Here is a 6,924-nt window from a genome sequence, read left to right as displayed (position 1 = left end):
GGGCGAACTGTTCGGCCGCGGCCTCGCCGATGCCCGACGACGCCCCGGTGAGCAGGATGCGCTTGCCGGCCAGTTCGATCGGCTTGATCAGCGGACGGTTGACCAACACTTGCGGCGCCATCGGAGGGCGCATGGTCGCCAGCACGAACTGGTCGGCGATCCGGCGAAGGGGACTCTTGCTCACGGGAGGCGAGTCTAGGCGGTGGCCCCGGGCACCCCGGGCCGCTCAGAAGTAGCGGGGGAACCGGCTCCAGTCCGGGTCGCGCTTTTCCAGGAAGGCGTCGCGGCCCTCGACGGCTTCGTCGGTCATGTAGGCCAGCCGGGTGGCCTCGCCCGCGAACAGCTGTTGGCCCACCAGGCCGTCGTCGAGCAGGTTGAACGCGAACTTCAGCATCCGTTGCGCCTGTGGGGATTTCGCGTTGATCTCGCGCGCCCAACCGATGGCCTCGGATTCCAGCTCGGCATGGTCGACGACGGCGTTGACCGCGCCCATGTGGTGCATCTGCTCGGCGGTGTAGGGGCGGCCGAGGAAGAAGATCTCACGGGCGAACTTCTGGCCGACCTGGCGGGCCAGGTACGCGCTGCCGTAGCCGCCGTCGAAGCTGCCGACGTCGGCGTCGGTCTGTTTGAAGCGGGCATGTTCGCGGCTGGCCAGGGTGAGGTCGCACACCACGTGCAGGCTGTGCCCGCCGCCAGCCGCCCACCCGTTGACCAGACAGATCACCACCTTGGGCATGAACCGGATCAGTCGCTGCACCTCGAGGATGTGCAGCCGCCCGGCGCGGGCGGTGTCGACGGTGTCGGCGGTCTCGCCGCTGGCGTACTGGTAGCCGCTGCGCCCGCGGATGCGTTGGTCGCCGCCGGAACAGAACGCCCAGCCGCCGTCCTTGGGCGAGGGCCCGTTGCCGGTCAGCAGCACCACGCCGACGTCGGGGGACATCCGGGCGTGATCGAGCACCCGGTAGAGCTCGTCGACGGTGTGCGGCCGGAACGCGTTGCGCACCTCGGGCCGGTCGAACGCCACCCGCACCGTGGCGTCGTCGACGTGGCGGTGATAGGTGATGTCGGTCAGGTCACCGAACCCGTCCACCGGACGCCACTGGTCGGCATCAAAGGGGTTGTCACTCAAGGTTTTTGAACTCCTATGCCGGGTCCAGCCGAAATACCGGACACACGCCCGCCAGCGCCTCGAATTCCTCGGGGCGACCATCGGTGACCAGCCCCGAGCGCTTCATGAAGCCGACGCCGGTGGGCACCTCGGTGGGAAACGCCCGCAAGAACGGGCGCGCCGCATCGGCGGACAGCTCCACCATCCGCACCCGCTCGCGGTGCCGACCGCGGGCCAGCGTCGCGTACTCGGCGGCACGGACGTTGCGGATCCAATCCGCGCCCGGAAACCCTGCCACCACATAGCGTTTGCCGTCCACCGTCATCGGCGTCACCGGCGTCGACCGGGGTGTGCCGGACTTGCGGCCGGGCACGGTCAACACCACCGGGCTTTCACCACCGAAGCTCAGGCCCAGCCGCGAGAGCCGGATGAAGACCTTGTTCGCCGGCTTCAGCCACCACGGCGGTTTGGGGGACGGCTTGCTGCCGTCGGGCGTACCCATGCCTGACACAGTAGTCAGCTCTGGGGCGCCTCCAGGAAGGGTTCGACGCCGTGCGCCCAGGGGTCGGCGCCGGGTTCGGCGACGGCGTCGAGCCGGGCGACCGCCTCGGCGCTCAGTGTGACGCCCGCCGCGGCGATGTTCTCCTCGAGGTGGGCGACCGACCGGGTGCCGGGAATCAGCAACGTGTTCGGCGCGTGCGCCAGGATCCAGGCCAACCCGACCTGGGCGCCGGTAACGCCCAACTCGCCGGCGATGTCGGCCACCACCGGGTTGTCGGCGACCTTCGGGAATCCGGGGAACGCCGAGCCGAGCGGGAAGTACGGCACCCACGCGATGCCCTCGTCCACGCACAGCTCGAGCATGGCTTCCTGGGAGCGGTCCAACAGACTGTAGGCGTTCTGCACGCAGACGATGCCGGCGGGCAGCGCTCGCCGCAGCACGTCGAGCGACACACTGCTGATCCCGATCGCGCCGATCTTGCCCTCGTCGCGCAGGGCGATCAGCTCGGCCAGCTGGTCGTCGAGGTCGACGATCTGGTCGCCCTCGGCGGACATGCCGATCCCGGTGTCGAGCCGCCGCAGGTTGACCACCGGGACGCGATCAAGGCCGAGCTGGCGCAGGTCGTCTTCGACGGCGGCGCGCAGTTCGGCGGGCCGTTGTGCCGGCGCCAGCGGGATCGGTTGTTCGCCGGTGTAGCGCGCGCCGACCTTGCTGACGATGACGAGGTCGTCGGGGTAGGGGGCCAGTGCCGCGTGGATCCGGCGGTTCACCTCGCCGGGTCCGTAGAACGACGCGGTGTCGATGTGGTTGACGCCCAGTTCGATCGCGCGACGCAGCACCGCGGCCGCGTCGTCGGCGGTCGTCGCCTCGAACAGTTGCATGGCGCCGTAACCCATGCGGGCGACGGGCGTCGCGCCCAGAGTGCCGATGCCGCCGGGCCGGGGTTGGTCTGTCATGGTGCTCCTGAAGGATCGGGTGACACACTGGTGAAAGCGGAGGGGCCTCCGCATTCATAGCGTAACAGAACCGGAGGAGCCTCCGCTTTGGTGGGAAGGTCGGACGCGCGCCGCAATCGCGAACGGCTGCTGGCGGCGGCCACCGCGGCGTTCACCGCGCACGGTGCGGCGGTCTCGCTCGAGTCGATCGCCCGCGACGCGGGGGTGGGGATCGGCACGTTGTACCGCCATTTCCCCAACCGGGAGGCGCTCGTCGAGGCCATTTACCGCGCCGAGCTCGCCGAGGTGGCCGCGGCCGCCGAGCACCTGCTCGAGCGCCATCCGCCCAAGACGGCGCTGCGCCGCTGGATGGACCGCTACGCGAGCTTCGTCGCCGCCAAGCGCGGCATGGCCGAGTCCCTGCAGGCGATCTTCGACTCGGGTGCGCTTGCGCCCAGCCAGACTCGCGACAGCATCGTGGGTGCCGTCGAGTCGCTGTTGCGGGCCGGCGCCGACGACGCGAGCCTGCGCGCCGACGTGCAGGCCGACGACGTGGTGTCCAGCCTGATCGGCATCTTCTTGGTCAGCGGTTCACCGGAGCAGACCGGGCGCATGCTCGACCTGCTGGTCGCGGGGGTGAGTCGCTGACTCGTTACGTTTGGACGCGAGCGTGAAGCTACTTGCACGTTCGGACGCGAGTGTGAAGTTAGTTTCACGCTCGCCGCTATCGCCTAGCCCACCGAGCGGGCCGCGCCCTCCCAGAACTGCGCGCGTACGGCCTTCTTGTCCGGCTTGCCCAGCCCGGTCAGCGGCAGCGAGTCGGCGAGCACCACCCGCTTGGGCGACTGCACCGAGCCCTTGCGGTCCTTGACCGCGGCCTGGATCTCGGCGGTCATCTTCTCGATCGACGCGTCGTCGCGGGGCGCGTCGGAACGCAACACCACCACCGCGGTGACGGCCTCGCCCCACTTCTCGTCGGGCGCGCCGACCACGCACACCTGGGCGATGGCCGGGTGCTCGGCGACGACATCCTCGACCTCGCGCGGGAACACGTTGAAGCCGCCGGTGACGATCATGTCCTTGACCCGGTCGACGATGAAGTAGAAGCCGTCCTCGTCCTCGCGGGCCATGTCGCCGGTGTGCAGCCAGCCGTCCTTGAACGTCTCGGCCGTCGCCTCGGGCAGATTCCAGTACCCGCCCGCCAAAAGCGGCCCGCTGACACAGATTTCGCCCGGCTCGCCTTGCGGGACCGGCTTGCCGTCCTCGCCCAGCAGCGCGACGCGGGCGAAAAGCGTTGGGCGCCCACAGGAGGTGAGCCGCTTCTCGTCGTGCTCGTTCTTGGCCAGGTAGGTGATGGCCATCGGCGCCTCGGACTGCCCGTAGTTCTGGGCGAAGATCTTGCCGAACCGGCGAATCGCCTCGGCCAGGCGCACCGGGTTGATCGCCGAGGCGCCGTAGTAGACGGTCTGCAGCGACGACAGGTCGCGGGTGTGCGAGTCCGGGTGGTCCATCAGCGCATACAGCATCGACGGCACCAGGAACGTGGCCGTAATGCGTTTCTCCTCAATGGTTTTCAGCACATCAGCCGGGTCGAACTTGGGCAGCACGTGCATCTCGCCGCCCTTGATCAGCGTGGGCAGGAAATACGCCGCGCCGGCGTGCGACAGCGGGGTGATCATCAGGAACCGCGGCTCCTCCGGCCACTCCCATTCCGAGAGCTGGATCTGGGTCATCGAGGAGATCGACTGCGCGGTGCCCATCACGCCCTTGGGCTTGCCGGTGGTGCCGCCGGTGTAGGTCAGGCCGATGACCTGATCCGGCGGCAGGTCTGCGGCCACCAGCGGCTGCGGGTCGTACTTGGCCGCCTCGGCCGCCAGGTCGACCGCCACCCCACTGAGCGCCTCGGGCACCGGCCCGATGGTCAGGATCTGCTTGAGCCCGGGCACCTTCTCCAGCAGGGCCAGCGCCCGCTCGACGAACATCGGGTTGGGGTCGATGATCAGCGAGCTGATGCCGGCGTCGTTCAGCACGTAGGCGTGGTCGTCCAGCGAGCCCAGCGGGTGCAGCGCGGTGCGCCGGTAGCCGCGGGTCTGGCCGGCGCCGATGATCAGCAGCACCTCGGGCCGGTTGAGCGAGAGCAGGCCGACGGCGACGCCGGTGCCCGCGCCCAACGCCTCGAACGCCTGGATGTACTGGCTGATCCGCTCGGCCATCTGACCACCGGTCAGCGTGGTGTCGCCGAGGAACAGCACCGGCTTGGTCTTGTGGCGCTTGAGCGCGCCCACGAGCAGGTGGCCGTTGTGGGTCGGGTTGCGCAACAGGTCGGCTGTCATGGCGCCGCTCCTCCTCATCACATCGCTGAAGCATCGTCGCCGACGCGACTCATGAGCAAGACTAGAACGTGTTGCAATTTGGGTTAGCCGCGCCCTGTTGGACGCCGGCAGCCACTACGATCCCTCCCCATGGGGCAGGCAGATCTCGTCGTCACCGGAACCATCCTGACCGTCGACGAGCAGCGGCCCACCGCCGAGGCGCTCGCGATCGCCGACGGCAGGATCATCGCCGTCGGAACCCGGGCCGAGGTCGCCGACCTCGCCGGCCCCGACACCCGGACCGTCGATTCCGGTGACGGCTGCGTCATGCCGGGTTTCGTTGAGGCACACGGACATCCGTTGATGGAGGCGGTCGCGCTGTCGGACCGCATCGTCGACATCCGCCCGGTCACCATGCGCGACGCCGACGACGTCGTCGCGGCGATCCACTCCGAGGTCGCCCGCCGCGGGTCCGACGGCGCCTTCCTCAACGGCTGGGATCCGCTGCTGCAGAACGGCCTTCCGGAACCCACGCTCGGCTGGCTCGACGAGATCGCGCCCGACAGCCCGCTGGTGATCATGCACAACTCCGGGCACAAGGCCTTTTTCAACTCGCATGCCGCCAAGCTGCACGGGCTGACCCGCGACACCCCCGACCCCAAGGGCGCGAAATACGGCCGCGACGCCGACGGCGAGCTCGACGGCACCGCCGAAGAAACCGGCGCGGTGTTCCCGCTGCTGGGCGGGGCCATCGACTTCGCCGACTATCCGCGGATGCTGCTCGCCGAGTGCGCCCGGCTCAACCGCGCCGGCCTGACCACCTGTTCGGAGATGGCGTTCGACCCGAACTTTCGCCCGGTGCTCGACCAGCTGCGCGAGCGGCTGACGGTGCGGCTGCGCACCTACGAGATCTCCAACCCACAGATGTCGACGGCCGCCACCCCCGGGCAGGGCGACGACATGGCCCGCCAGGTCGGCATCAAGATCTGGGTGGACGGCTCGCCCTGGATCGGCAACATCGACCTGTCCTTTCCCTACCTGGACACCGAAGCCACCCGGATCATTGGCGTCGTGCCGGGGTCGTGCGGCTGCGCCAACTACACCAAAGAGCAGCTGCACGAGATCGTCGGCTCCTACTTCCCGCTCGGCTGGCCGATGGCCTGCCACGTGCAGGGCGACGCCGGTGTGGACACCATCCTCGACGTCTACGAGGAGGCCCTGAAACGCCACCCGCGCGACGACCACCGGCTGCGCCTCGAGCACGTCGGCGCCATCCGGCCCGAGCAGCTGCAGCGCGCCCACGACCTCGGCGTCACCTGCAGCATCTTCGTCGACCAGATCCACTACTGGGGCGACGTGATCGTCGACGGCCTGTTCGGCGAGGAGCGTGGAAGTCGTTGGATGCCCGCGGGATCCGCGGTCGCCACCGGGATGCGCATCTCGTTGCACAACGATCCGCCCGTCACGCCCGAGGAGCCGCTGCGCAACATCAGCGTCGCGGTGACCCGCACGGCGCCGAGCGGCCGCGTGCTCGGGCCCGAGGAACGCCTGACGGTCGAGCAGGCGATCCGCGCGCAGACCATCGACGCGGCCTGGCAGCTGTTCTCCGACGACGTGATCGGCTCGCTGGAGGTCGGCAAGTACGCCGACCTGGTGGTGCTCTCGGCCGATCCGCGCGCCGTCGCGCCCGAGCGGATCGCCGACCTCGAGGTGCGGGCGACATATCTGGCGGGCCGCCGGGTCTACAGCGCGTGACGTCGACGCTGGAGGATCTGCTCGACCGCCTGCATGTGGTGGCGCTTCCGATGCGGGTGCGGTTCCGGGGCATCATGACCCGCGAGGTCGCGCTGATCGACGGCCCGGCCGGGTGGGGCGAATTCGGGGCCTTCGTCGAATACGAGCCGCGCGAGGCCGCGCACTGGCTGGCCGCGGGTATCGAAGCCGCCTACCGAAGGCCGCCGCCCACCCGCCGCGAGCGCGTGCCGATCAACGCGACCGTGCCGGCCGTGGCCGCCGCCGACGTGCCGGAGGTGCTGGCGCGCTTCCCCGGGGCCGGCACGGCCAAGG

Annotated in this window: 6 protein-coding genes and 2 pseudogenes; 3 read left to right on the top strand and 5 right to left on the bottom strand. The window is 69.6% G+C overall.

Annotated elements, in window-relative coordinates; all coding sequences use genetic code 11:
* From A5659_RS13190 to A5659_RS13175, 4 genes and pseudogenes are all read right to left on the bottom strand, one after another.
* Nucleotides 1-184, bottom strand: a pseudogene (locus tag A5659_RS13190) (short-chain dehydrogenase); the annotation flags it as partial.
* Nucleotides 185-226: 42 nt separating this feature from the next.
* Nucleotides 227-1,129: a 1,4-dihydroxy-2-naphthoyl-CoA synthase gene (locus A5659_RS13185; RefSeq protein WP_066877751.1), complete on the bottom strand. Its 903-nt coding sequence runs from the start codon at nucleotides 1,127-1,129 to the stop codon at nucleotides 227-229.
* 13 nt (nucleotides 1,130-1,142) lie between these two features.
* Entirely contained in the window at nucleotides 1,143-1,610 is a 468-nt protein-coding gene (locus A5659_RS13180; protein WP_066873284.1) for a nitroreductase family deazaflavin-dependent oxidoreductase, read from the bottom strand.
* 14 nt (nucleotides 1,611-1,624) lie between these two features.
* A complete protein-coding gene (locus A5659_RS13175; protein WP_067181641.1) occupies nucleotides 1,625-2,566 on the bottom strand; it encodes an aldo/keto reductase in 942 nt (313 codons plus the stop codon).
* A gap of 87 nt (nucleotides 2,567-2,653) precedes the next feature.
* Between A5659_RS13175 and A5659_RS13170 the strand changes: the two genes are divergently transcribed.
* Complete coding sequence (locus A5659_RS13170; protein ID WP_067181637.1) at nucleotides 2,654-3,193, top strand: TetR/AcrR family transcriptional regulator; 540 nt, start codon at nucleotides 2,654-2,656, stop codon at nucleotides 3,191-3,193.
* An 83-nt stretch (nucleotides 3,194-3,276) separates the two neighbouring features.
* Here A5659_RS13170 and fadD8 read toward each other — a convergent pair whose 3' ends face one another.
* Nucleotides 3,277-4,896 (bottom strand): fatty-acid--CoA ligase FadD8, encoded by a 1,620-nt coding sequence (gene fadD8, locus A5659_RS13165; RefSeq protein ID WP_369806917.1) that lies wholly within the window; start codon nucleotides 4,894-4,896, stop codon nucleotides 3,277-3,279.
* A gap of 111 nt (nucleotides 4,897-5,007) precedes the next feature.
* Between fadD8 and A5659_RS13160 the strand changes: the two genes are divergently transcribed.
* Both A5659_RS13160 and A5659_RS13155 read left to right on the top strand, forming a co-directional pair.
* The gene (locus tag A5659_RS13160) at nucleotides 5,008-6,612 is read left to right on the top strand and encodes an amidohydrolase (RefSeq protein WP_067181634.1); all 1,605 of its coding nucleotides are present in this window, start codon (nucleotides 5,008-5,010) and stop codon (nucleotides 6,610-6,612) included.
* Between the two features lie 50 nt (nucleotides 6,613-6,662).
* Nucleotides 6,663-6,924: pseudogene (locus A5659_RS13155) on the top strand (O-succinylbenzoate synthase); the annotation flags it as partial.

The organism is Mycobacterium sp. 1165196.3, assembly GCF_001673415.1.
Classification (GTDB): Bacteria; Actinomycetota; Actinomycetes; order Mycobacteriales; family Mycobacteriaceae; genus Mycobacterium; species Mycobacterium europaeum_A.
Note: the sequence above shows the minus strand (reverse complement) of the source record. Positions and strands in the feature narration are given on the sequence as shown.

Excerpts from the sequence above, each read along its gene's own strand:
- A5659_RS13180 (WP_066873284.1), bottom strand. The coding sequence starts at position 1,610 with ATGGGTACGCCCGACGGCAGCAAGCCGTCCCCCAAACCGCCGTGGTGG.
- A5659_RS13175 (WP_067181641.1), bottom strand. The coding sequence starts at position 2,566 with ATGACAGACCAACCCCGGCCCGGCGGCATCGGCACTCTGGGCGCGACG.
- fadD8 (WP_369806917.1), bottom strand. The coding sequence starts at position 4,896 with ATGAGGAGGAGCGGCGCCATGACAGCCGACCTGTTGCGCAACCCGACC.
- A5659_RS13160 (WP_067181634.1), top strand. The coding sequence starts at position 5,008 with ATGGGGCAGGCAGATCTCGTCGTCACCGGAACCATCCTGACCGTCGAC.